Here is a 24,397-nt window from a genome sequence, read left to right on the forward strand (position 1 = left end):
ACAACCTCAATCGACCCCAAAGTCACCCAAGGCAGCGGGCGCAACGCGCCGCAGCTGCCGGCCGCGCCCCGCAGTCCCCCAAGGCGACAGGCGCGCAGCGCCGAGGCCGCCGCCGGGACCAGGGCCCGCAACAGCCACGCGCCCCCACATCAGCCCAGCGGCCCCAACCAACAACGGCCCCATCGCAGGCCGCTTACAGCAGCGTCACCGCAGGCGGGGGCCGGGCTTAGTTTTCAGAACACTCCGCAGACCAGTGTGGCGCCTTGTCCGTGGCTCCGAAGGAGCAGGACAAGGCGCCACACATGGTCGAGGACGTTCTGAAAACTAAGCCCGGCCCCCGCCGGACAGGTCCACCGCTACTCGCAGAGCAGCTTAGCGATCTGGACGGCGTTGGTTGCCGCGCCCTTACGGATTTGGTCGCCGCAGCACCAGAAGGTGATGCCACGCGCGGCCTCGGGGTTCGAGATGTCGCGACGCACGCGGCCGACCCAAATCAGGTCCTGGTCGGAGGTGTCCATCGGCATGGGGAAGCGATCGTGCGCATCCTCGGCGTTCATGTCGTCAACCAGCTTCACACCCGGAGCGGCAGCCAGCGCAGCACGAGCCTCCTCAACCGTGATGTCGCGCTCGAACTCGAGCGTAATGCTCTCGGAGTGCGAACGCAGCACGGGCACGCGCACACAGGTGCAGTTCACGCGCAGCTCGGGCAGATGCATGATCTTGCGGCCCTCGTTTTGCAACTTCATCTCCTCGGAGGTAAAGCCCTCCTCCTTGACGCCGCCAATCTGCGGAATCAGGTTGCTCGCGAGCTGGGCGGCAAACGCGCGCGGCTCGGGAATCTCCTCGCCACGGCCCAGGGCGGCCAGCTGAGCCTCGAGCTCGGCCATGCCGGGAGCGCCGGCACCCGAAGCAGCCTGATACGTCGAGACGATCATGCGCTTCACGCCGGCAAGCTGATGCAGCGGCCACGTAGGAACCAGGCCGATGATGGTCGCGCAGTTGGGATTGGCGATCAGGCCGTGATGCCACTTGATGTCGTCGGCATTGATCTCAGGCACAACCAGCGGCACTTCGGGATCCATGCGGAAGGCGTGACTGTTGTCGACCACGACGGCGCCGCGCTTGACGGCCTCGGGCAGCAGCTCCTTGGCGATATCGTCGCCGGCAGCGCCGAGCACGATGTCGCAGCCCTCAAAGGCCTCGGGGCAAGCTTCCTCAATCGCAACCTGCTCGCCGCGGAACTCAACGGTCTTGCCCGCAGAGCGCGCGCTCGCCAGCAGCTTGAGCTTGCCAACCGGAAACTCCTGCTCGTTGAGGCACTCGAGCATCTGGGTGCCCACGGCTCCCGTCGCGCCCAAAATAGCAACCGTGTACTGTTTCATGCTTCCCCCTTTAAAGGTTTTGGCTTTTGCCCGCACGCCGAGCAGGCCGATTGTTGTTGCCAGTGTATACAAGAACGGGGCGGACACGAAACCCGCCCCGTCGAAACGAAACCGAAACGAAACGCCCGACAGTAGATTTTTGGGACATCCTAAAAATCTACCGGGATGGTAACTACTTGTGGAGGACTGCCAGGGCGGGATCGGCCGGCGCGGGAGCCTCCAGGTCGGAGACCTTCACAATGCCGTTCTCATCGGAGAAGGCGCTGTAGATGGTCTGGATCGCCAGATCGAAGTCCTTCTCCTCCACGCCGATGATAATGTTAATCTCGTCGCAGCTCTGCGAAATCATACGCACGCTCACGCCCGCCTGGCCAAGCATGCCAAACAGGTGGCCCGAGATACCTGCACGGCCGCGCAGGTTACGACCGACGGTCGCGATAAGTGCCAAGCCCTCGACAACCTCGATCTCGAGCGGCTCGACCTCCTGCTGAATGTCGCCTACGAGCGAGTACAGCGAATCGCGCACGTCCTGCTCCTGCACCACGGCGCCAAAGCGGTCGACACCGGTGGGCATGTGCTCGACGGAGACATCATAGCGTTCGAAGACCGAAAGCGCACGGCGCATAAAGCCGACGCGCGGCTTGGTACGGTCGCGGGCAACGTTGATGGCGACAAAGCCGCGCTTGCCGGTCACGCCGGTAATGATGGGCTCCGCCTCGCCCTCGTCGGCCGTCTCGCTAATGATGGTACCGGGATCCTGCGGCGCGTTGGTGTTCTTGATGACCAGCGGAATACCAGCCTCGCGCACGGGGAACACAGCCTCCTCGTGCAGGACGCTTGCACCCATGTACGAAAGCTCGCGCAGCTCCTCGTAGGTAACGCGGGCAATGGGCTGAGCCTCGGGAACAATACGCGGATCGGCGGAATAGAAGCCCGAAACGTCGGTCCAGTTCTCGTACAGGTCGGCACCAAGGCACTTGGCCAAAATCGAGCCGGAAATATCGCCGCCGCCACGGTCGAGCAGCTTGATCTGCCCCTCACGCGTCGCGCCGTAGAAACCGGGCATAACAAAGCCGCCCTGCTGGCCGTACTCCTGCACCAGCTCGGCGGTGCGGTTCATGCTGAGCGTACCGTCATGATGGAACGCCACGACCGTCGCGGCATCCAGGAACGGCAGGCCCAGGTACTCGGACATCAGGCGAGCGGTGAAGTACTCGCCACGACTCACGAGCTCCTCGGTGGAGTAGCCGCCCGAGCGGGCGCGCTCGGCAAAGGCCGCGAACTCTTCGCGGATGGGATAGGTGAGCTCCAGCTCGTCAGCGATATCAAAATAGCGCTGGCCAATGTCCTCGAGCAGCTCCTCACACGACACGTGATATTTAACGTGCGCGTTAACCAAGTAAAGCAGGTCGGTCACCTTGGTGTCGCCCTTAAAGCGGCGACCGCAGGCGGAAACCACCACGAAACGGCGGGCAGGGTCGGCATCGACGATGGCCTTGATCTTCTTGAAGTGTTCGGCGTCGGCGACCGACGAGCCGCCAAACTTGGCAATTTTTATCATGGCGTGGAGGTTACCTTTCTAAAAGCCTCTGCAAACCTGTTTTGCGCGCTCTGATACCATGGGTTCACCGATTGGGACCAAGGTATCCGAGGAGCACTGTTATATGGGAACTTATCATAGTACACGAGGACGCACTTTATCATGCTCAAGTAAGGTGGCAATCCGCACCGGCATCGCTCCCGACGGGGGTTTGTTTGTCTCGGACGAGCTTGGCACCCAGCAGGTCGATATCAGCTCGCTTGCCCATAAATCGTACTTTGAAATCGCTCAAAATGTGTTGGGAATGTTACTGAACGATTACACGGACGAAGAAATTTCGGCCTGCGTGAATGAGGCTTACCGCGGTACGTTTGCAAGCGATGAGGTCACGCCACTCGTCAAACTCGACGCAGCGCCGGGCACCGACGCTCCTCAAACCTATGTGATGGAGCTCTTTGGCGGCCCCACGAGTGCCTTTAAGGACGTCGCTCTGCAGATGCTCCCCCGCCTCATGGCCCGCACTTCCGCCAAGGACGGCGGCGCCGAGCGCATCATGATCGTCACTGCCACGTCGGGCGACACGGGCAAGGCCGCACTCGCCGGCTTTGCCGACGCCCCGGGCACGGGCATCACCGTCTTTTATCCCGAGGGCAAAGTCAGCCGCGTGCAGAATCTGCAGATGTCCACTCAGGAGGGCGATAACGTCGCCGTCTGCGGCATCCGCGGCAACTTCGACGATGCCCAGAGTGCCGTCAAGCGCATCTTTGCCGATAAGGAACTTGCCGAGCGCCTGGAGGCCGCTGGCACGGTGCTTTCGAGCGCCAACTCCATCAATGTCGGCCGCCTGGTGCCGCAGGTCGTCTACTACTTTGCCGCCTATGCGCAGCTGCTGCGCGCCGGCGCCATCGAGGCCGGCGACGCCGTGGAGTTCTGCGTACCGACCGGTAACTTTGGCGATATCCTGGCCGGCTACTACGCCAAGCGCATGGGTCTGCCCGTCGCCAAGCTCGTCGTGGCGAGCGACAAGAACAACGTGCTTGCCGACTTCCTGACCACCGGCGTCTACGACCGCAACCGTCCGTTCTTCACGACCATCTCGCCGTCGATGGACATCCTCATCAGCTCTAACCTGGAGCGCATGCTGTACTTCCTGTCCGATGGCGACTGTGAGCTCGTTGCCGGTCTTATGGAGCAGCTGGCACAGACTGGTCGCTATGAGGTTCCCGCCGACCTGCTGGCAAAGATTCAGAGCGTCTTTGGTTGCGGTTGGTCCAGCGAGGACGAGGTCCGCGCTGCCATCAAGAGCTGCTGGGGCGCGAACGGCTACGTAATCGACCCGCACACCGCTTGCGGCTATCACGTCTTCGAGCAGGTCGCTCCCGCCGAGGGCGCCAAAGCCCGCGTGCTGCTTTCGACCGCAAGCCCCTACAAGTTCCCGCGCGCCTGCTGCGACGCCCTGGGCCTCGACGTTCCCGAGGATGATTTTGAGGCTATGCGTGTACTCGAGCAGGCCACCAACACGGTCGCCCCGACCCAGCTCGCCGAGCTCGAGTCCAAACCCGTCCGCTTCGAAGACGTCTGCGACGTCGATGAGATGGCAAGCTACGTCGAGTCTGCAGCAAAACGAATGAGCACCAACTAAACCCCTTATTAAGCGCCGGCGAAAGCCGGCGCACCTTCTTTTTATTAAGCTTTCGGGATGATGACGAGCATGCGAGCGGGTCTGGCCGTTTAGTTCGTCGCGAGTTCCGCACGAGCCGGAAAGCACTTAATGTGCTTTCCGAGCGAGCCAGGACTGCCCGAGCAGCGAACTAAACGGCCAGACCCGCCCAGGAGGACCCACATGATCAAAATCACCGTCCCAGCAACCAGCGCCAACCTAGGCATCGGCTACGACACCCTCGGCATGGCCGTCAGCCTCTACTCGCACTTCACCTTCGAGCGAGCCGACAAGCTCACCATCACGGGTTGCCCCGAGGAGTTCCAAAACGAGAACAACCTAGTCTATGTGAGCTTTGTCGATGCTCTGGCCGCCTGGGGCGAGCCGGCCTTCCCCGTCGCTATCGACATTCAGACCGACGTGCCCGTCGCCCGCGGCCTGGGCTCCAGCTCAACCTGCGTCGTCGCCGGCATCATGGCTGCCGCCGCGCTGACAGGCCACACCGTCGACCGCGCCGAGCTCGTCCGCATCGCCACCGAGGTCGAGGGCCATCCCGATAACGTCGCCCCCGCTATCCTGGGCGGCGCCGTCTGCTCCTTTACGCCGACCGACTCGCTGCCCCAGTGCCTGCGCTACGAGGTAAGCGATCGCTTGCGTTTTATTACCGTGATTCCGCCCTACGAGGTGCATACGAGCGAGGCGCGCAAGGTTGTGCCGCAGGAGATTCCACTCTCCACCGCCGTATGGCAAATGGGCCGCATCGCCGGCATGACGCGCGGCCTGGAGACCGGCGACCTGGATCTGATTGCCGCTGCCAATGACGACCGCATCCAGGAACCCTATCGCCGCCGCCTCATCCCCGACTACAACGCCGTGCGCGACACCTGCCTTAACGGCGGCGCCAAGACCATCTGGATCAGCGGTTCGGGCTCGACCCTTATGGCCGTGACCGACGACACCATCGTGGCAAAGTTCCTGCAGGTCAAGCTGCGCGAGCAGTTCCCCAAGTGCGACACGCATATTCTGACGTGCGACACGGAGGGCGCTCAAATCGAGTACCTGTAGACATCGCCGATCGGTCTGTCCGGGCCACCCAGGGGCATCCCCTTAAAAACGTCCTCGCATTTGAGGCCCGCTTATCCTGCTCCTTCGGAGCTGCGGATAAGCGGGCCTCGTGCTGCGGAATGTTTTTAAGGGGATGCCCCTGGGTGGCCCTATGGCAACGTGGCTAGCGATGTCTACAGGGACCCACGCTTTGAAGGGGCGCCGGGCTGAAATTATGGCCTTTTATTGGTAGGGGCTCTTGCTGGGGTGGAGCACCTGCTATAGATGGGCTTTGGTGATTTGTTTGGTTTAGGCTGCGCTGGTTTCTTTGTATTCGAAGACTGGTTCTAGGAGGTCTTCGATGCTGCAGTGGAGGGCTTTTGCTATGGCTCTTACGCTTGTTACCGAAGCTTCATTGATGTTTCTCTGGCGCTGCTCGTACATTTGGATTGAGCGGAGTGACACACCCGATTCGTATGCTAGGTCTTGTTGGGTTTTCTTAAGCTTCTTTCTTGCTAACGCAAGTTTGGTTTGCCTGGACGCTTTTTTCGCCATATCGCAGACGAGGCGAGCCACACGTTCCTCCGAGGCTTCGTGCCAGGGGTAATACAGACTGCGCAGCACATCAAATGGAACGACATGCAGCAAATCTTCGAAAGACTCTCCTAGGCGCCACTGAAGGTATGCCAATATCCAGCCTGTCCAATATTCCGGTGTCTTTTCGAATCGGTAGGTTCGATTTGGCATCGGCCTTGATTGATAGCCCGACCTTTCGGCGATAAGCGCGAACAGCTCAACGCCCGATTTTCCCGACACTACCCATGCGTTGCCGCGTTCGAACTCGCGAGCTACGCCGCTCAGGCAAAAGAGTTCAGCAACTTCCGATCCTTCTGCTCCGTAATCGTTTACGGCATAGTCGAAGCAATCCCCGAGGTTGTTCATTGCGTCCTCGAGGTAATAGACAGGATATGTCCTACTCGGCCCACAATCCGTTAACTCTTGGATCATTTAAATCAACCCTCCCTGACATCAAATCCCTAATGTCGACACCCTCGGTATCAAATCCGTTTACCGTATCCAGGTACTTACGTCGAGCGTTCTGTTCTCGCTTAAATCGTTTGGGATAAAACTCAGCTCCCGAGGCCTGCTTCCAATCGCGAAACTTGATCGCCGAGAACGCGCGCTCACTCATAAGCGCATATTGAATGCCCAAATCCCCCAAAAACATAATGCGCTGCAATTGCCTGAGCGAAATCATGCCGTTAACGAACTGTCTTGCAAACGAAAAGTAGGAGTCGTCAGCGCGATAGCCTCGAATGACGTCATAGGGAGAAATATCAATCAGGCAGTTGTCCAGCAAATACCGAAGTCCTTCGCGTGCCAGCGGCGTCGAGACATTAAACTCCCGGTTGTCGGCCAAAATCGCAAGCCAATTGAGGATTGAAAACTCCCCAGACTCTAAATCCAAGACCGAAAGGCCATCTAAATCAAGCTCATATCGATTGGCAATGCCATCAGACTCGGTCCGGCATGCCCATTCCATTGCCATTTCCTCATGTGGCGTGCAATAAAACCCGCGCCCATAGTCATTGAATTGCCTGCATTTATCCAACGATGGATGCTCGACAACAACCTCCGACCCGTGCCAAAGCTCCATATCGACCTCCTAAAAAATATCACCCAAGTGATAGTTTACCAATAACTATCACTGGGGTGATATAGATGAGAGCTTTTGAGGGGCTGCAGCCCGATTAGAGGCAGGCCTCGGCAATGCGGCGCTTGAGTTCGTCGATGCCGGTGCCGGTCTGGGAGCTCGTAATGATTACGTTTTCGGCCGGGACGTTGAGCTGCTTTTTGATGGCTGCTGCCTGGCGGGCCTGCTGGGTGCGGCTGAGCTTGTCGGCCTTGGTGAGGCAGACGATAAAGTTGAACTCGTTGCCCTGCAGGTAGTCGATCATGTCATGGTCGAGCTTACTGGGATCATGGCGAATGTCCACCAGCGACACAACCAGGTTAAAGCTGCGCTCGGAGTCGAAGAAATCGCCAATGAGCTCGGCCCAGCGATCGCGCTCAGCTTTGGAGCGACGGGCGAAACCGTAACCCGGCAGGTCCACAAAGTGCACGTCGTCGGCCTCGAAGAAATTGATATTGCTCGTCTTACCCGGCGTACTCGAAACCTTGACCAGGTTCTTGCGGCCAAAAAGCTTGTTCATGATGGACGACTTGCCCACATTTGAGCGGCCAACGAAGCTCACCTCGGGACAGGTGGACTCGGGGATCTGCGAAACCTTGCCGTAGCTGGCGACGAACTTAGCAAGCTGGTAGTTAATGGAATCGGCCATGGACACTCCTTGGTCGTAGGTTCTTACAAAAGAGCGCGCTAGTAGATAGCAGCGATACGGCGAACGATATCGAGCGTAATGCCACTCGCGGTACGGGCATACTCGAACAGGTCGAACTCGCGGTCGCAAATCGCATCGTACGCCTCGTCACAATTATCGCTGATAGCGCGCAGCACCAGGCAATCGACACCATTTTTAGTTGCGACATGGGCAATTGCCGCGCCCTCCATGCCGACACAATCGGCATGCGTCGCCTCAATGGCATCATTGCGCATGGCGGCGCCCGTCACAAAGCGGTTACCCGTGGCAATCGTGCCGACCAGGAACTGCTTTGCGCCCTCGTTCGAGGCGGCTGCATCTGTCGAAGCGTTGACAAAGCCACGTTCAGCAAGCACATCGGCAGCAATATCGACCAGAGCAGGCGTCGAGCCAAACTCCTCGAGCCCCGGTGCAGACTCGGCGATAAGCGCGGTATCGGTATCTAGATAGCGCAAGCATTTGCCAATGACAACATCGTCGATGTGGAGCTTGGGATTCAGGCCACCTGCGATACCAGAAAACACAACTGCCTGTGGAGCATACTTGCTAATGAGGTGCTGTGTTGCGGCGGCAGCGTTTACCGTGCCCATACCCGCCGTCGTGGCGACAATCGACAGGCCGTCGAGCCCGCCGGTCACAACGTTCAAGCCCGCCTCCTGTACCATGCAAACGTTACTCAACTCTTCCTTAATCTGCATGATCTCTTTTTCGAGCGCACCGATAATCGCGATGGTAGCCATGCCATTCCCCAAACCTATACGAAATTCTCAACCACGGTATGGTAACAGCATTTTGTTTGACCTCGTCAAACGAACACGCTAGGCCAGCGCAGCTCGGGTATCAAAGAACGCCTTAGCAATCGCAGCCACCAGCTCACTCGAGCGATCGCTCCATGGCATCGATGTCATGATGCTCATGACATAGGTACGGTCATCGATGTCGATAAGGCCCGCATCGCATGTCGAATAGCAACCATCCTCGCTAATCCAGCCTGCCTTGTTGCGCACCAAGGCTTGGTCGTCCGCAATGCCGTCGCGGATAAAGGACCGGGTCGTAGAGGCCAAAAGGCCCGACAGCCATTGCGACGTCTCGCTATCACGGCTCAAATACTCGCTCATCTCGCGCCACAACTTGGCCGAGGTGCGCGGGCAATAGGTGGGAAAATCACTCATCGGATCGAGTGCGGTATCGTAATCGATGCCAAGACTTGCAATCCAATCCTCGTAACCGACACGGTCAAACGTCACGCGTAACGCAATAAACGAATCGTTGTCCGAATTAACGACCGCGGCATCGATCAGGTCGCGCACCGTCTGCCAACCCATGTTGTAGCCACCATAGGTGCCAAGGGAATCATCGAGTGAAACCTGACCCGTCTCGACCAGAGATTCGCAGATGTACAACGCATAGAGCGCCTTGTAGCTACTCGCACCGTAAACCTCGACATCGGCGTTATACGTCACACCCTTGCCGCTCGATAGGTCGTAGAACACCACACCCACATCGCCCAGCTCCTGGCCCCGACTCAGGGCGTCCTGGAGCGCGGCGAGGCTCTCATCCTCCAGGGCGGGAATCTGGTCATCAACCAGTGAGAAGGTCTGCACGGTATCGCCTGAGGGAATATCGTTAAAGTCCGCCTTCGAAAGCCTCGTCTTGAGGCTCGCTGTCGACAGGGTTCGGCTTGCGGTGGCTTTAGATTCAGAGACCTTTTCGTTTTGCGTCTGAACCGTTGACGCATCTGAGTGTGCCATTCGCTCCGACGCGTAGGTTTTGGCGGTAATTCCGAGGATAATAACCGCCAACGTTAGCATCCCAATGGCGGCAATCTTCGTCACGCGGATGCGAGCGTCAGCAAGGCCACGCGAAGGCGTGCCCTTCGTCTCATATCTGCTGCCATGTTGCGGCACATACTCGTCCCGCGATGCGTCGTTTCGCACGTGGTCTCCTGGTTGCTACCGTTTATATACGAGCAGCATAATACCGAGCAGGCATTTCTTTCCAAGGATATTCAGCGGCGGTTAAGACGTCTTTAAAGAAACCACAAGCGTTTTTATCCAAATGGCGCGATTCTGTTGCGCATCTCTACCCAAATCGCACTTGCGGTGGAATAGTTCCTATTTGGGCGGCATAAGCCGAAAAACAAGAACTATTCCACCGCAACTTGACGGGGCTCTTTGGCAATCAACTTGGTGCCCAGGGGCACTCATTTAAGTCTGTCCCCAATGAGTGCCTTTGGGGAGCGAATATGGCACGCTATCCGATGGCGTTTTTGAGTTCCGTGCGGCGCTTTTTCATACCCGTCATGACGGCGTTGCGCAGCTCGGGCATGCGCGCGGTATCCATCTGGGGCACGCCCTCGAGCTTATAGGGAATGCCCAGTTGCTCGTACTTGACGACACCCATCGTGTGATACGGCAGCATCTCCAAACCCACCACGTTGTGCCATGGAGCGATCAGGCGACCGAGCTTCTCGCATTCCTCCACCGTATCGGTGATACCCGGCACTACCACGTGGCGAATAACAACCTTAATCTTGCGACGAGCAAGCTCATCGCCAAACGCCAGGATGCGTGCAGGATCGCAACCGGTCAGCTTTTTATGCTCGACGGGATCGGCATGCTTAATGTCGAGCAGCACCATATCGGTCTCGTTGAGCACCGCATCGAACTTCTCGGGGTGGTTGGGGTCAAACGCATAGCCGCAGCTATCCAAGCAGGTATGCACGCGACCATCGGGGTTATTGTGCATGGCGCGAAACAGGTCGGCTAAAAACGCGGGCTGCAGGAGCGGCTCGCCGCCGGACACCGTAATACCACCGCTGCGGTAAAACTCATGGTTACTCTGGAACTCGTCCATCAGGTGCTCGACGGTCACCATGGTGCCGCCGTTAACCGACCAGGTATCGGGGTTGTGGCAATACGCACAACGCATGGGGCAGCCCTGAACAAACACCACAAAGCGGATGCCGGGTCCGTCGACCGTTCCCATCGTTTCAATCGAATGTACGCGGCCCAGGGTAAACGCAGAGTCCTCGGGACGAGCATCCACACCCTCAAGCGTCATCTCAGCCATTCGCGCTACCTTGCCTCTCCTTTGGTTTTGCCAATTAAAATGCCAGAGCCATTCTAGCCCATACGCATGATGGCGAAACGGTTTAGCGGTCAATTGGGTTGTCCCACTTGGCCCTACGCAAGAGCGGCGGGAAGGTTGTCGCAACCCGCCCGCCGCCGAGGCAATAGATATCGATAGACGCCAGGCCCTACGCTTTAAGCGTAAGCACCGCGCCAAAGGCAGTCGGACCACAATGGCTCGAGATCACACCGCCGACCTGAGTCCAAGTAACGTCCTTAAAGCCCATGTCGTGTGCATAGACTTCCATGTCGTCGCGCAGCTCCTCGGAAAGGCCCACCGAATACGCCAGGCCAATGTGCGAGTAGTCAATCTCGCCCTTCGCAACCATGTGGTCAATAAAGGCGCGGGCGCACTTGAGCATAGAGCCGCGGAACTTCTTAGTCGCCACGAACTTGCCGCCCGTCACCTCGATACAGGGCTTAATCTTGAGCAGATGGGCGCCTAGGAACGCGACGTTGGACAAGCGACCGCCTGCCTTAAGGAAGGCAAGGTCGGTAGGAACAAAACCCAGCAGCACGCGGTCCATCACCGAATTGGTGAAGGCGAAAATTTCGTCAACGGTGGCATCTGGGTGAGCCTCGATGTATTTGGCGGTCTCGACGACAACGAGCGACTGGCCCACCGAGACAAAGCGCGTGTCCATGGAGAACACGTAGTCGCGCCCCTGGGCCGCAATCTTCGAGGACTGATGCGAACAGGTCGTGGCCTCGGAATATGCAAGATGCAAAATGGTCGCGTCGGGCTGTTCGGCATGGATGCGGTCGTACACGCGGGAGAAATCTGCCGGCGCACAGCCGCTGGTCTTGGGCATCACGCCAAACTCGTTGCAGCGCGAATAAATCTCGAGCGGATCGATCGAGCCGTCCTCGACAGTCTCGTCACCAATCGTGACATGCATGGGCACACGCACGATGCCGTAGCGCTCGCAAAGCTCTGGCGTTACATCCGAACCAGATTCAACCACGATTACGTACTTGCCCATTATCATCACGACCCATCTCGACATTGGCTTTTCAATACATGGCACGCGCCGCCGCACTGTTGCACAACGGCGTCCAAGCGCCAAAGAGACGCCGCCCTTTGCACATAACAAAGGACAGCGTCTCCCTGGAAAGCTCCGTGCTTATCTGAGATTCTACACGGTTTATTAAGGAGTGTTACTTATTCCGCAAACGGTAGCTATACGCGATAAACGGTAGCAAGCAAGAATCCAGAACGCTCAACCCATTAGGAGAGTTCCGCCTAAAGGGCGACAACGCAGGAGACCCGGCAAGGCCGGGAGCACTCTGCCTCACAAACATTCCGCAGCCGCGAAGCGGCGAGGACGTTTGAGAGGCAAAGTGCGTAGGCCTTACCGGGTCTCCGGTGGGAGTTGAGTCCCTTTAGAACTTGTCGTGGAAGGTACGCGAAATGACCTCGTCCTGCTGCTCCTTGGTGAGCGTGTGGAAGTTCACGGCATAGCCGGAAACGCGGATGGTCAGCTGCGGGTACTTCTCGGGGTGAGCCTGAGCATCGAGCAGCGTCTCACGGTTGAAGACGTTGATGTTCAGGTGGTGGCCACCCTTCTCGGCGTAAGCGTCGAGCATGTGGACCAGGTTATCGGCCTGAGTCTCGGAAACTTCAGAAACCTTCATAATGTGTCTCCTTCGATTGATAGGCGCCGGCCGAAACCGGCGCGCTAATCAGTAATCGTTATTGTTAGTATAGCACTAACAATAGTTACTCGCCCAGCTGATCAAGGTCGATATCGCCAAAGAACACCTGGTCCTCCTTGCCGAGCGCACTCGGGATGATGGAGAAGGTGTTGGAGATGCCGTCCTGAGCATCGCGGAACGGGAGCTTGGAAACCGAAGACAGCGAAGCGATGGCGCCGTGGCTATCGCGCTTGTGCATGGGGTTAGCACCCGGGGCGAACGGCTGGCCAGCCTTGCGGCCGTCGGGCGTGGAGCCGGTCTTCTTACCGTACACGACGTTGGAGGTGATGGTCAGAACCGAGGTCGTGGGCACGGAGTTGCGGTAGGTGTCGTTCATGCGGATGTACTCCATGAACTGGTGCACAACGTCGTGAGCAATCTGGTCGACGCGGTCGTCGTCGTTACCGTACTTGGGGAACTCGCCCTCGGTCTCGAAGTCGACAATGATGCCGTTCTCATCACGGACGGGGTGGACCTTGGCGTACTTGATGGCGGACAGGGAGTCGGCCACGACGGAAAGGCCAGCGATGCCCGTAGCGAACCAGCGGTGCACGTGCTTGTCGTGCAGAGCCATCTGGATGCGCTCGTAGCAATACTTGTCGTGCATGTAGTGAATGATGTTCAGCGAGTTGACGTACACACCAGCAAGCCACTTCATCATGTCGTTGTACTTGGCCACGACGTCGTCGTAATCGAGCGTGTCGCCCTCGACGGCGCGGTACTTGGGGCCGACCTGCTTCTTGGAGACCTCGTCAACACCGCCGTTGAGTGCATACAGCAGGCACTTGGCCAGGTTGGCACGGGCGCCGAAGAACTGCATCTCCTTGCCGATGCGCATGGAGGACACGCAGCAGGCGATGCCGTAGTCATCGCCGTGGTAAACGCGCATGAGGTCGTCGTTCTCGTACTGGATCGAGGAGCTGGCGACAGAAGTCTTGGCGCAGAACTTCTTGAAGTTCTCGGGCAGACGGGTCGACCACAGAACGGTCATGTTGGGCTCGGGGCTGGTGCCCATGTTCTCGAGCGTGTGCAGGTAGCGGTAGCTCATCTTGGTAACGAGCGTACGCCCGTCAACGCCCATGCCGCCGATGGACTCGGTGACCCACTGCGGATCGCCGGTGAACAGGGCCTGGTACTCGGGGGTACGGGCAAACTTGACCATGCGGAGCTTCATGATGAAGTGATCCACGAACTCCTGGATCTGCTCCTCGGTGAAGGTACCGTTGGCAAGGTCGCGCTCAGCGTAGATGTCGATGAACGTGGAGGTACGGCCGATAGACATAGCGGCGCCGTTCTGCTCCTTGACGGCAGCGAGGTAGGCGAAGTACATCCACTGGATGGCCTCCTGCGTGTTGGTAGCAGGGTTGGAAATATCGAAACCATAGGTCTCGGCCATCATCTTGAGCTCGCCGAGGGCGCGAATCTGCTCCTGCAGCTCCTCACGATCGCGGATGTTGTCGGCGGTCATGACCGTCGGGGTGGAAGCCTTCTGGGCCTCCTTGTCCTTGATCAGGTAGTCAACACCGTACAGGGCGACACGACGGTAGTCGCCGATGATGCGGCCGCGGCCATAGCCATCGGGCAGACCGGTGATGATGTGAGCCGAGCGGCAAGCACGCATCTCGGGGGTGTAAACATCGAAGACGCCGGCGTTGTGGGTCTTGCGCTCAAAGGTGTAGCGCTCGACAACGTTCTCGTCGACCTTGTAGCCATGCTGGCTGGCAGCCTGGCAAGCGATGCGGATACCACCGTTGACGTGCAGCGCGCGCTTGAGCGGCTTGTCGGTCTGGAGGCCGACGATGGTCTCCTTCTCGCGGTGGGCGTTATCGATGTAGCCAGCGGGGTGGCTCACGATGCCCGTGACAGTCTTGGTGTCCATATCGAGGACGCCGCCCTGCTCGCGCTCCTTGAGCAGCAGATCGAGAACTTCGCCCCACAGCTCCTTGGTACGCTCGGTCGGACCGGCGAGGAACGACTCGTCGCCCTCGTAGGGGGTGTAGTTCTTCTGGATGAAGTCTCGGACGTCAACCTCTCCCGTCCAGATGCCTTCCTTGAAGCCTTCCCATGCCTCCTGCATTGTGTAACCACGCTCCTAGTTACGTGTAATGCGGCGCTCTCTCACACCGCTGCTTATTGAATTCTTGAATTATCGGCTTGCACTACCGGCTTCTTCCGTTCTTCACCACACGTTGGTACAGGGAAAAACGTTTGTCCACCTTGGAACTGCAACCCAAAACCCAAGATTTCACCCATTTGAGAAGGATAACATAGCCACCCCCTTCATCAGGGCTGTTATATGTTTCTTTTTTTATACCATTAGTGCGTTTTTAACAAATCCGCAGGAAATGCGAGCGCGAACAACTACCGTTCACCGATTTGTTTGGTATTTTTCCTTGCCTTTGTACGACGTTCACTCTAGCTGTTATGCCAGTTTTAGCAGGGTAAAGTGCCCCAGAGACCCTACAGAGACTGAAGGGCGACCACGGGATTTCCCCCGTGGCCGCCCCGTGGCATGGCGAGTTTTTTAGCTTTGATTGCCGCTTGGCATTAGGCGGCTGCAGAGGCCTTGTCGGTCGTTGCCTTGCCGTTGCTCTGCTGGCCCTCAAAATGCTTGTAGCACCAGCTGGTGACCAGCGGGGTCAAAATGGCCGTCACGATTGCGCAGGCAGCAACCTGTGCCGTAGCCGTCGCGAGCACCGCACCGCCGTACATGGCCTCGTTGACGCTTGCCATGGCAGCAGGCGTGGCCACATTGGCTCCGGCACAGCTCGAAATGGCCGCACCTGCGACACCCGTACCGCCCGTGAGCTTATCGACCGCGATGACGGGAATTGCAAAGATCACCGAGCAGATCACGCCGAGCAGGATGCCGGGAAGACCACCGTTGATAAGCTGACCAAAAGTCATGGTCGAGCCCATGGCAAAGAAGACGAGCACAATGATGGCGGAGAGTGCCGGTGCCATCATCTTCTTAAAGCTGGGGAAGAGGTTGCCCAGGATAATGCCGACGACGATCGGCAGGATGGCGCCCACGAGCGACCAGCCGATCGGAGCCTGACCGGCGGCGCCAAGGACAATCATCGTGACCGGAGGGCCGACAACCAGCGTGGTGATGGCGACGGCACCACGCTCGGCCTCGTTGCCCATGGTGCCCATCAGTCCAGCGTACATAGCGTTGTTGGCGCCCGTGCAAGCGGCCAGCATCACCATGGCCGAGATACCAAACAGGTTGTCGTTGAACACATAAAGGATGAGCAGCGACACGGCAACAACCACGATCTGCTTGACGGCGATGATAATGGCGCCGCGGGCAGCGGCGGCAGGAGCGCTCTTAAACGAAATCGTCGTGCCAACGATGAGCAAAAAGGCGCCGACAAGTGGGCCTGCGCCCTGCTGGGTCATGCCGAGCGTAAAGCTGCCGAGCGTTTTAAACAGGTCGGGGAACAGCGTGTTGAGCAGGCAGCCCAACAAAAGCGGCACCAAGATATTGGCACCCGGGATGGAGGACATCTTAAAGAACGGCTCTTTTGCCGCCGGCGCCTCCACCGCAGTCGATTCACTCATTTATATCTCCTTTTGATGCGTGCGACACGTGGCCGCACGCTCCTGTGCCAGAAAGAAGGCGACGGTCCCGAGCCGCAGGAGCCGTCGCCGAACGATCACCGCGGGGTATTACCCGTCCAGGACGATGCCACCATCGCAGTCACCGATCTCGCCGTTCACGAAGCTGGCGAGGTCGGAAGCGAAGAACAGCACCATCTGCGCAGGCTCGCTTGCCTGTGCGGCGCGGCCCAGGGGGATACCGTTGATGATGCGCTGAGAGTTCTCGTCAGAGAGAATCGAGGTCATATCGGTAAGGGTGAGCGACGGGCATACAGCGTTGCAGCGGACGCCGAACTTGCCGCCCTCCTTGGCGACTGCCTTGGTTAGACCGTTAACACCGGCCTTGGAGCTGGCGTAGGCAGCGGTGCCGAGCAGGCCACCACCGATCTTGCCAGCAACAGAGCTCACGTTGACGATAGTGCCGGCATGGGCCGCCTTAAAGTGCGGGTACACGGCGTTCATCATAGTGAAGGTACCGTTGAGGTTGATGTCGATGGTGCGACGCCACTCGGTGTCATCGATCTCGTCAAACTTCTTGGTGCTGATGACGCCAGCGCAGTTGATCAGGATGTTGGTTTGCGGCAGATCGGTGAAAATCTGCTCGACAGTCTCGCGCGCCTTGGGCGCATCGGCAACATCGAGCTGATAGAACTTATTGCCCTCGCCAAGCTCGGCCACAGCGGCCTCACCCTTGGCAGCGTTCCTTGCGATGAGCGCGACGTGTCCGCCGCCCGCAACGATACCCTTGGCAATCTCGAGGCCAATGCCCTGAGTGCCACCGGTAACAATCGCGGTTTTGCCCGTGAAGTCAAATGCCATGACTCCAACCCCCTTGATTCAGGTGTCTCCTTGCGGGAAGTTGGAGCATCGCACGTGGCGATAAATGAGTCCCAGTCGTCATGGTGATGACAACCCCTCGCCTAACCGCGTGCATGATAATGCTTTGAAACGCTACAATTATTGAATTATTTTAACTCTTTATGCGCTCTTTATATTGCCTAGCGGCCAAGTAGTTTTTTTGGGACATGCCTAGAAATCTACCCCTAACTTCGCTGGTACCGACGACATACGGAGGTTCGCCTAAAGGTAGTTTTCTAGGCATGTCCAAAAATCTACCGAATGGGACAGCTGGGCGGGGGTATCATCTTTCACCGAAAATAGTTTCTAGTGTTAGGGGTTTTCGGTGGAAGATACCGATTTCCATGAGCTTGGGCGCCAGCTCTTAACTGAGTTTGGCAGCATGCATCAGCGCATTTCGCGCTTTGCGGACAAAGCTCTCGGCGGCGAGATGGCTGTCATGCGCGCCCTCATGCTCGCTGGCGGCTCGCTCACGCCGAGTGAACTCGCTGATCGTGCCTGGGTCTCGAACGCCCGCATCGCCAATATCCTACGCGCTCTCGAAGCCAAGGGCTGGGTCGAGCGCGAGCACTCAAAGACCGACCGTCGTCGCGTACACGTCACGGTGACCGACAAGGGATTCCATGATCTCGAAATCAAGCGTCGGGAATTCGAGGACCGCACCGCGGCCTTCCTCGAGCAGTTCGGCGAAACAGATACCCAAGAGATGGTGCGCCTTCTAAGACGTGCCAACGAAATTATCGACCGCAACCAAGAAAGGAGAGATGCCAAGTGAGGATTCTCAAGCTCTTTAAAAAGCATGTCCCGGCACTGTTCGCAGCTATCGTACTCATCGTAATCAGCTGCAACGCCGACTTGGCGCTGCCTACCTATATGAGCGACATCGTCGACGTGGGCGTGCAGCAAGGCGGCATCGCCTCGCCCGTGCCCGACACCATTCGCGCCGAATCGCTCGACGACCTCGAACTCTTTATGAGCGCCAAGGACGCCAAGGCTGTGGAGGCCGTGTTTAGCAAGGCGGACAATAACGGCATTCGCACGTACAAGGGAACCGAGGATGAGCGCGCCGACGGTAGCAAGATTGCCGACATCATGAGCCTGCCCGAGACCGTCGTGCTCGCCTTCAACCAGGGCATCGACGCCGACTCCATGGGCGACATGACCGGCACGTCCAGCGAGAAAGACAACAGCGGCACCCAGGCCATGCCCAAGCCCGAGCAAATGTCAGCGATGACGCCCGAGCAGCTCGCCGAGATGCAGCAAAAAGCCGCAGCGGCGCAGAACATGCAAAAGCAGATTGATGCCGACGGCGGTAAGATCACCATGAAGAGCCTGCGTCTAGGCGTTGAAGGCGGTCTAATCGACCAAAGCAAGCTCGTCGAGGGTGCCAACCAAATGGCGGACAAAATGGGCACCATGTCGGGGTCCATCGTCACCCAGCGCGCCGTGACCTACGTGCAAGAAGAGTACAAGGCGCAGGGCATCGACCCCGCCGACGTGCAGAACGCCTACCTGGGCCGCATGGCGACCACGATGTTTGGGCTGTGCCTGGTGTCGCTGGTCGCCACCATCCTGACCGGCGCCGTGGCTTCGCGCACCGCCTGCTCCATCGCCCGCGACCTGCGCCGCGAGACCTTCAACAAGGTTATGCACTTCTCGCCGGCCGAGGTTGGCAAGTTTAGCCAGGCCTCGCTCATCACCCGCTGCACCAACGACATTCAGCAGATTCAGATGGCCGCAACCCTGTTTATCCGCATGTGCCTACTGGCGCCCGTCATGGGCATCGTCGCCGTCATGCGCGTCCTGGCCAACCACACCGGCCTGGAGTGGACCATCGCCGTGGCCATCATCGCGGTCTCGGCCGTCGTCGGCGTGCTTATGGGCCTCACCATGCCCAAGTTCAAAAAGATGCAGAGCTTTGTGGACCGCGTAAACCTTACCGCCCGCGAGCTGCTCGACGGCCTTATGCCTATCCGCTCGTTCAACCGCGAGGAGCATGAGCTCGAGCGTTTCGACAAGGCTTCGCTCGACCTGATGACCACGCAGCTCTACACCAACCGAGCCATGAGCTTTATGATGCCGCTCATGATGCTCGTCATGAACTGCATCACCGTGCTCATCGTGTGGTTTGGCGCGCAGGGCGTGTCCGACGGCGTGATGCAGGTCGGCAACATGATGGCGTTTATCTCCTACACCATGCAGATCGTCATGGCGTTTATGATCCTCACCATGGTTTCGGTCATCCTGCCCCGCGCCGAGGTCGCAGCCGAGCGCGTGGAAGAGGTCATCACCTGCCCCACGAGCATCAACGACCCCGCCTCGCCCAAACTGCCCGCGGCCAGCGCGCCGCGCGGCGAGCTCACCTTCCGTGACGTGAGCTTCCAGTATCCCGATGCCCGCGCCGACGTCATCAGCGGCGTGAACTTCACCACGCACGCCGGCCAGATGCTCGGCATCATTGGCTCCACGGGCTCGGGCAAGTCCACGCTCGTGCAGCTGATTCCGCGCCTGTACGACGTCACGGGTGGCAGCATTTCGCTCGACGGCATCGACGTGCGCGACATGACCCTTTCCGAGCTGCGCCGACGCATTGGTTATATCCCGCAGCAGGGTCGCCTGTTCTCGGGCACCGTTGAGAGCAACCTTAAGTTTGCCGGCGACATGGTAAGCGATGATGACATGCGCCAGGCCGCGCGCATCTCACAGGCCGAGGACTTTATCGCCGAGCGCGAGGGCGGCTACGACTCCCCCATCAGCCAGGGCGGCTCCAATGTCTCGGGCGGTCAGCGTCAGCGCCTGGCCATCGCCCGCGCGTTGGCCAAAAAGCCCGAAGTCGTGGTGTTTGATGACTCGTTTAGCGCCCTCGACTACAAGACCGACGCGCGTCTGCGCGAGGAGCTGGCCAAAAACGTCACCGACGCCGCGCTCGTGGTCGTGGCCCAGCGCATCGCGACCATCATGCACGCCGACCAGATTATCGTGCTCGACGACGGCCACGTAGTGGGCACCGGCACGCACGAGGAGCTACTGCACAGCTGCCCGGCGTACCTGGAGATCGCACAGTCGCAGCTTTCAGCCGAGGAGCTGGGGCTTACCCAAGAAGAGATTGCAGCCGTCATGGAAGGAGGCGAGCACTAATGGCAGACGAGACCAAGACTCAGATTCCCAAGCCCACCCGCCAGCGTGGCCCCATGGGTCGCATGGGTGGCATGGGCCGCGGCGAAAAGGCCAAGGACTTTAAGGGCACCATGAGGCAGTTGCTCGGCTATATCGGCCAGCACAAGATTGCCGTGTTTGCCGCCGTCGCCTTTGCCGTATGCTCGGTCATCTTTAACATTGTGGGGCCCAAAGTACTTGGCCAGGTTACGACCAAGTTGTTCGAGGGCCTGGTTGCCAAGGTCAACGGTACCGGCGACGTTGACTTTGTCTGGATCGCCAAGACGCTCGGCTTTTTGCTCTGCCTGTATCTGGCAAGCTCTGTTTGCAGCCTCATCCAAGGCTGGCTCATGACCGGCGTCACGCAAAAGATTTGCTACCGCATGCGCAAGGAGATCGCCGCCAAGATCGCTGTCGTTCCGATGAGTTACTTCAACGGCCACAGCAAGGGCGACGTGCTCAGCCGCATCACCAACGACGTCGATACGCTCGGTCAGTCGCTCAACCAGAGCGTGACGCAGCTCATCACGTCGGTGACGCAGATTATCGGCGTGCTCGTCATGATGCTTTCAATCAGTCTGCCGCTTACCGGCGTCACCGTGCTCACGCTGCCGGCCGCCGCGATTATCCTGACCGTAATGATTCACTTCTCGCAGCCGTACTTCCGCGAGCAGCAGCAGGTCCTGGGCACCGTCAACGGCATTATCGAGGAGGATTTTGCCGGTCAGAACGTCATTCAGGTGTTCGACCGCGCCGAGGCCTCGATCGAGGAGTTCGACCGTCAAAACGACCGACTCTTTATTAGCGGCTGGCGCTCGCAGTTTCTGTCGGGCCTGATGATGCCGCTTATGAGCTTGGTGGGCAACATGGGCTACGTGGGCGTCGTCGTGGTGGGCGCGCAGCTCGCGCTGACCGGCAATGCCACGCCCGGCGACATTCAGAGCTTTATCCAGTACGTTCGCAACTTTACGCAGCCCGTGCAGCAGCTGGGCAACGTGAGCAACACGATGCAGTCGATGGCCGCCGCCACCGAGCGCGTCTTTGAGTTCCTGGCCGCGCCCGAGGAGGAGCAGAAAGCCGACGCGCAGATTCCCGAGAAGCGCCCCGGCCACGTGGAGTTTGACCATGTCAAGTTTGGCTACACGCCCGACAAGACCATCATCCACGACTTTAGCTGCGAGGCGCAGCCCGGCCAGACCATCGCCATCGTCGGCCCCACCGGCGCCGGCAAGACCACGCTCATCAAGCTGCTGCAGCGCTTCTACGACGTGGACGGCGGTTCGCTGCGTGTCGAGGGCGTCGACGTGCGCGACTGGGACCGCGCGGCACTTCGCGGCGAGTTTGCCATGGTGTTGCAGGATACCTGGCTGTTTAACGGCACCATCCGCGAGAACATCCGCTACGGACGCCCCGACGCGAGCGATGCCGAGGTCGAAGCCGCTGCACGCGCCGCACGCTGCGACCACTTTATCCATACGCTCGCCGGTGGCTACGACTTTATGATTAACGAGGAGGGCACTAACCTGTCGCAGGGTCAGCGCCAGCTCGTGACCATCGCCCGTGCCATTTTGGCCGACCGCCCGGCGCTGATTCTAGACGAGGCGACTTCCAACGTGGACACCCGCACCGAGGAGCTCATTCAGCGTGCCATGGATGCGCTGATGCAGGGCCGCACGAGCTTTGTCATCGCGCATCGCCTGTCCACGATCCGCAACGCCGACGTAATCTTGGTGATTCGCGACGGCGACATCGTCGAGAAGGGCACGCACGACGAGCTGCTCGCCCAAGGCGGCTTCTACGCCGACCTGTACAACTCGCAGTTCGACGAAGCGGCGTAGATTCGACCGCAGGGAACGGATGACGCCCGAGAACGGGGGCACAGGACAACCTGCGCCCCCGTTTTATGTCCTTCGAGCCTCGAAACGCCTTCCCTGGGACCTGATTGACGGCGCCTTCCAGATCCCATGGTCAAAAAAGGGCAAATATGAGTACTGTTACTTTTTCAGTAACAGCCAAAACAGCCCCAAACGACCTCTTTGCGGCCTCTATACGCCTTCAAATTAATCAAAACGCCCGTTAGCAGGCTTCTGTGTGCCAACGTTAATGAACATATTTACTGTTGTGTCTATCATCCTGTAAGGTTGATATGATACTACGCTAGCAACAGTACTCATATTTGCCATTTTTGTCCACGGGGTATGCCGCAGAAGATCCAACTTGCTCCAGCGTGCCATACGCCGGCCCTCCCCTTCCGGCGAGTGCCGACATTTCCCCAGATAAAACCGACCAAAATAAACCTGTCCCTTTTTGGGTTGATTTCCGATCCCAACCGAACACATTGAGCTGACGGCACGCTCCCGCAGTTAACCGAACGCCCCCGAGGTCCTATCCGGGCCCCGGGGGCGGCATTTTCCCAGTTGAAGGAATGGTGGAGATGTGTTTCGATGGGTCCGGTGGCCATGCTCCGCCCGCCGCCCGGCACCTCTTCCCAGACTCAGCCGGACGGTCGGTCCGTCTATTCCGTTTTTCTCCTAGGCTAGGCCAGCGGGGCATCGCCCCTCTCTGCGCGCGCCCTCTCGATGAGCCCCGGCGTCAGGTCGAGATCGCCGAGCGGCACGTCCTCCACGCCGTAGGCGTCCAGCAGCGCCGCCGCGTCCTCCCCGAGCATCGCCCTGAAGGCGCGCGCGGGCGTCGCGAAGCCGAGCGCGCCGCGGGGCTCGGAGTTCACGTGCGACATGGCCAGCGCCAGGTCGGCCGGGGCGAGCCGGTCGAACCTGATTCCGGCGCCCTTGGGCAGCAGCTTCCTGATCTCGACGTGGTTGCGCTCGCAGGCGCCCTTCTGGTCGCTGCGCCTGGGGTCGCAGTAGAACAGCCTCGTCTCGCCCGGCCCCTCGCCGAGCAGCGCCGCGATCGCCGCCTCGTCGGAGAACTCGGCGCCGTTGTCGGTGAGGACGGCGCGGAACACGCGGCGCGTCCCGTCGGCGCCGAGGATGGCCCGGACGCCCTCCAGGGCGCCCGCGACGCACCCGGCGGTCTTCTCCTCCAGCGGCAGCGCGAGCTGGAGCCTGCTGGGGCGGTGCAGCAGCGTGAGCAGGCAGGCGGAGTCCTCCCGGGCCCCCTCGACGGTGTCCATCTCCCAGGCCGCGGCGCACGCGTCCTCCCCGAGGGCGAGGAACGCGGCATGCGACCTGCGGGCGGAGTGGCGGGTCGCCGCCCGGCCCGCGGCGCGCTTCCTCGGCCTGTAGCCGACCTTGCGCCTGAGCTCCATGTTGGTCATGCCGTCGTAGCCCGCCGAGACCCAGCGGTAGATGGTCGACGGCGACAGGTCCACCGGGCCGCCGTTGCGCGCCGCCATCTGCTCGGGCGACAGCCCCCGGCGCAGGCAGTCCCTTATCGCCTCCAGCCTGGCCGCCGCGGCGGGCTCGTCGGCGTCTATCCCGCGCCTGGACGAGACGAGGACCGAGTCGGCGCACAGCTGCGCGGCCCGGGCCTCGTAGAAGACGTGGGGGCGGCGCTTGCAGCCGATCGCGCGGTACCGGCCGCACCCGTTGCAGCAGCGCGGCCACGCCGCCAGGCGCGGGCAGGCCGCCGACAGGTCGGCGGAGGCGTCCACGCGCTCGCCGCGCCTGGCCTTCGGCGCCGTCACGAACCTGTGCGACGCCACCTCGGCGCTCACCGTCGAGGGCGACCTGCCCAGCTCCCTCGCGATCTCCCTGCACGACGCCCTGCGCTCCAGCATCCTCTGGACCGTGTCCCGCTCGTGCCTCGTGAGCCTTCCGTAGGCCCTCGGGACCGCCCTTGCGGAGCCGCTCTTCTTCTTTCCGGACATGCCGTCCTCCGATCTCCCGGGGCCGGCCGATCCGGCCCTCAGGGTATCGGGTTCCCACATTCATCCGCACATGTGCGGATGAATGTGGGAGGTGTTCGGATAAAGTTGATAATCAAGG

The 24,397-nt window shown here is 59.7% G+C and carries 19 protein-coding genes; 5 read left to right on the forward strand and 14 right to left on the reverse strand.

What is annotated here, in order from left to right; genetic code table 11:
* Positions 1-356: 356 nt before the first annotated feature.
* Both GT571_RS06655 and GT571_RS06660 read right to left on the reverse strand, forming a co-directional pair.
* On the reverse strand, positions 357-1,382 hold the full coding sequence (locus GT571_RS06655) for an aspartate-semialdehyde dehydrogenase (protein ID WP_161156205.1): 1,026 nt from the start codon (positions 1,380-1,382) through the stop codon (positions 357-359).
* A gap of 172 nt (positions 1,383-1,554) precedes the next feature.
* Positions 1,555-2,943: an aspartate kinase gene (locus tag GT571_RS06660; RefSeq protein WP_161156207.1), complete on the reverse strand. Its 1,389-nt coding sequence runs from the start codon at positions 2,941-2,943 to the stop codon at positions 1,555-1,557.
* 103 nt (positions 2,944-3,046) lie between these two features.
* Here GT571_RS06660 and thrC point away from each other — a divergent pair, with 103 nt between their 5' ends.
* Positions 3,047-4,564: a threonine synthase gene (gene thrC, locus GT571_RS06665; protein ID WP_161156209.1), complete on the forward strand. Its 1,518-nt coding sequence runs from the start codon at positions 3,047-3,049 to the stop codon at positions 4,562-4,564.
* 201 nt (positions 4,565-4,765) lie between these two features.
* The gene (gene thrB / locus GT571_RS06670) at positions 4,766-5,647 is read left to right on the forward strand and encodes a homoserine kinase (RefSeq protein ID WP_006234874.1); all 882 of its coding nucleotides are present in this window, start codon (positions 4,766-4,768) and stop codon (positions 5,645-5,647) included.
* 288 nt (positions 5,648-5,935) lie between these two features.
* On the opposite strand, the gene GT571_RS06675 is transcribed toward thrB, so the two are convergent.
* From GT571_RS06675 to GT571_RS06725, 11 genes are all read right to left on the reverse strand, one after another.
* Positions 5,936-6,568, reverse strand: coding sequence for a helix-turn-helix transcriptional regulator (locus tag GT571_RS06675; protein WP_161156211.1), 633 nt, complete (start codon positions 6,566-6,568; stop codon positions 5,936-5,938).
* A gap of 31 nt (positions 6,569-6,599) precedes the next feature.
* Entirely contained in the window at positions 6,600-7,283 is a 684-nt protein-coding gene (locus GT571_RS06680; RefSeq protein ID WP_161156213.1) for a DUF3990 domain-containing protein, read from the reverse strand.
* 94 nt (positions 7,284-7,377) lie between these two features.
* A complete protein-coding gene (yihA, locus tag GT571_RS06685) occupies positions 7,378-7,968 on the reverse strand; it encodes a ribosome biogenesis GTP-binding protein YihA/YsxC (RefSeq protein ID WP_055252447.1) in 591 nt (196 codons plus the stop codon).
* 38 nt (positions 7,969-8,006) lie between these two features.
* On the reverse strand, positions 8,007-8,747 hold the full coding sequence (gene mtnN, locus GT571_RS06690) for a 5'-methylthioadenosine/S-adenosylhomocysteine nucleosidase (RefSeq protein ID WP_161156215.1): 741 nt from the start codon (positions 8,745-8,747) through the stop codon (positions 8,007-8,009).
* Positions 8,748-8,825: 78 nt separating this feature from the next.
* Positions 8,826-9,944 (reverse strand): serine hydrolase, encoded by a 1,119-nt coding sequence (locus GT571_RS06695; protein ID WP_161192154.1) that lies wholly within the window; start codon positions 9,942-9,944, stop codon positions 8,826-8,828.
* A gap of 316 nt (positions 9,945-10,260) precedes the next feature.
* Positions 10,261-11,079 (reverse strand): pyruvate formate-lyase-activating protein, encoded by an 819-nt coding sequence (gene pflA / locus GT571_RS06700; protein ID WP_161156219.1) that lies wholly within the window; start codon positions 11,077-11,079, stop codon positions 10,261-10,263.
* Between the two features lie 187 nt (positions 11,080-11,266).
* Entirely contained in the window at positions 11,267-12,121 is an 855-nt protein-coding gene (locus GT571_RS06705) for a DegV family protein (RefSeq protein WP_240136186.1), read from the reverse strand.
* Between the two features lie 400 nt (positions 12,122-12,521).
* On the reverse strand, positions 12,522-12,773 hold the full coding sequence (gene grcA3 / locus GT571_RS06710) for an autonomous glycyl radical cofactor GrcA3 (protein WP_117583521.1): 252 nt from the start codon (positions 12,771-12,773) through the stop codon (positions 12,522-12,524).
* Positions 12,774-12,858: 85 nt separating this feature from the next.
* Complete coding sequence (gene pflB / locus GT571_RS06715; RefSeq protein WP_055310750.1) at positions 12,859-14,910, reverse strand: formate C-acetyltransferase; 2,052 nt, start codon at positions 14,908-14,910, stop codon at positions 12,859-12,861.
* A 470-nt stretch (positions 14,911-15,380) separates the two neighbouring features.
* Positions 15,381-16,397 (reverse strand): 2-keto-3-deoxygluconate permease, encoded by a 1,017-nt coding sequence (locus GT571_RS06720; protein ID WP_161156223.1) that lies wholly within the window; start codon positions 16,395-16,397, stop codon positions 15,381-15,383.
* Positions 16,398-16,505: 108 nt separating this feature from the next.
* Complete coding sequence (locus tag GT571_RS06725; protein ID WP_006234857.1) at positions 16,506-17,255, reverse strand: SDR family NAD(P)-dependent oxidoreductase; 750 nt, start codon at positions 17,253-17,255, stop codon at positions 16,506-16,508.
* Between the two features lie 364 nt (positions 17,256-17,619).
* Here GT571_RS06725 and GT571_RS06730 point away from each other — a divergent pair, with 364 nt between their 5' ends.
* From GT571_RS06730 to GT571_RS06740, 3 genes are read left to right on the forward strand one after another with little or no spacing between them, the layout of a single operon-like run.
* On the forward strand, positions 17,620-18,069 hold the full coding sequence (locus GT571_RS06730) for a MarR family winged helix-turn-helix transcriptional regulator (RefSeq protein WP_117640177.1): 450 nt from the start codon (positions 17,620-17,622) through the stop codon (positions 18,067-18,069).
* The gene (locus GT571_RS06735; RefSeq protein WP_161156225.1) at positions 18,066-20,432 is read left to right on the forward strand and encodes an ABC transporter transmembrane domain-containing protein; all 2,367 of its coding nucleotides are present in this window, start codon (positions 18,066-18,068) and stop codon (positions 20,430-20,432) included. Before GT571_RS06730 ends, GT571_RS06735 begins: the two co-directional genes overlap by 4 nt.
* On the forward strand, positions 20,432-22,288 hold the full coding sequence (locus tag GT571_RS06740) for an ABC transporter ATP-binding protein (protein ID WP_161156227.1): 1,857 nt from the start codon (positions 20,432-20,434) through the stop codon (positions 22,286-22,288). Before GT571_RS06735 ends, GT571_RS06740 begins: the two co-directional genes overlap by 1 nt.
* A gap of 698 nt (positions 22,289-22,986) precedes the next feature.
* Here GT571_RS06740 and GT571_RS06745 read toward each other — a convergent pair.
* Positions 22,987-24,279, reverse strand: coding sequence for an IS30 family transposase (locus GT571_RS06745; RefSeq protein WP_161156229.1), 1,293 nt, complete (start codon positions 24,277-24,279; stop codon positions 22,987-22,989).
* Positions 24,280-24,397: the final 118 nt, after the last annotated feature.

It is taken from the genome of Collinsella aerofaciens (assembly GCF_009876115.1).
Lineage (GTDB): Bacteria > Actinomycetota > Coriobacteriia > Coriobacteriales > Coriobacteriaceae > Collinsella > Collinsella aerofaciens_N.

Excerpts from the sequence above, each read along its gene's own strand:
- GT571_RS06655 (WP_161156205.1), bottom strand. The coding sequence starts at position 1,382 with ATGAAACAGTACACGGTTGCTATTTTGGGCGCGACGGGAGCCGTGGGC.
- GT571_RS06660 (WP_161156207.1), bottom strand. The coding sequence starts at position 2,943 with ATGATAAAAATTGCCAAGTTTGGCGGCTCGTCGGTCGCCGACGCCGAA.
- thrC (WP_161156209.1), top strand. The coding sequence starts at position 3,047 with ATGGGAACTTATCATAGTACACGAGGACGCACTTTATCATGCTCAAGT.
- thrB (WP_006234874.1), top strand. The coding sequence starts at position 4,766 with ATGATCAAAATCACCGTCCCAGCAACCAGCGCCAACCTAGGCATCGGC.
- GT571_RS06675 (WP_161156211.1), bottom strand. The coding sequence starts at position 6,568 with ATGAACAACCTCGGGGATTGCTTCGACTATGCCGTAAACGATTACGGA.
- GT571_RS06680 (WP_161156213.1), bottom strand. The coding sequence starts at position 7,283 with ATGGAGCTTTGGCACGGGTCGGAGGTTGTTGTCGAGCATCCATCGTTG.
- yihA (WP_055252447.1), bottom strand. The coding sequence starts at position 7,968 with ATGGCCGATTCCATTAACTACCAGCTTGCTAAGTTCGTCGCCAGCTAC.
- mtnN (WP_161156215.1), bottom strand. The coding sequence starts at position 8,747 with ATGGCTACCATCGCGATTATCGGTGCGCTCGAAAAAGAGATCATGCAG.
- pflA (WP_161156219.1), bottom strand. The coding sequence starts at position 11,079 with ATGGCTGAGATGACGCTTGAGGGTGTGGATGCTCGTCCCGAGGACTCT.
- GT571_RS06705 (WP_240136186.1), bottom strand. The coding sequence starts at position 12,121 with ATGGGCAAGTACGTAATCGTGGTTGAATCTGGTTCGGATGTAACGCCA.
- grcA3 (WP_117583521.1), bottom strand. The coding sequence starts at position 12,773 with ATGAAGGTTTCTGAAGTTTCCGAGACTCAGGCCGATAACCTGGTCCAC.
- pflB (WP_055310750.1), bottom strand. The coding sequence starts at position 14,910 with ATGCAGGAGGCATGGGAAGGCTTCAAGGAAGGCATCTGGACGGGAGAG.
- GT571_RS06720 (WP_161156223.1), bottom strand. The coding sequence starts at position 16,397 with ATGAGTGAATCGACTGCGGTGGAGGCGCCGGCGGCAAAAGAGCCGTTC.
- GT571_RS06725 (WP_006234857.1), bottom strand. The coding sequence starts at position 17,255 with ATGGCATTTGACTTCACGGGCAAAACCGCGATTGTTACCGGTGGCACT.
- GT571_RS06740 (WP_161156227.1), top strand. The coding sequence starts at position 20,432 with ATGGCAGACGAGACCAAGACTCAGATTCCCAAGCCCACCCGCCAGCGT.
- GT571_RS06745 (WP_161156229.1), bottom strand. The coding sequence starts at position 24,279 with ATGTCCGGAAAGAAGAAGAGCGGCTCCGCAAGGGCGGTCCCGAGGGCC.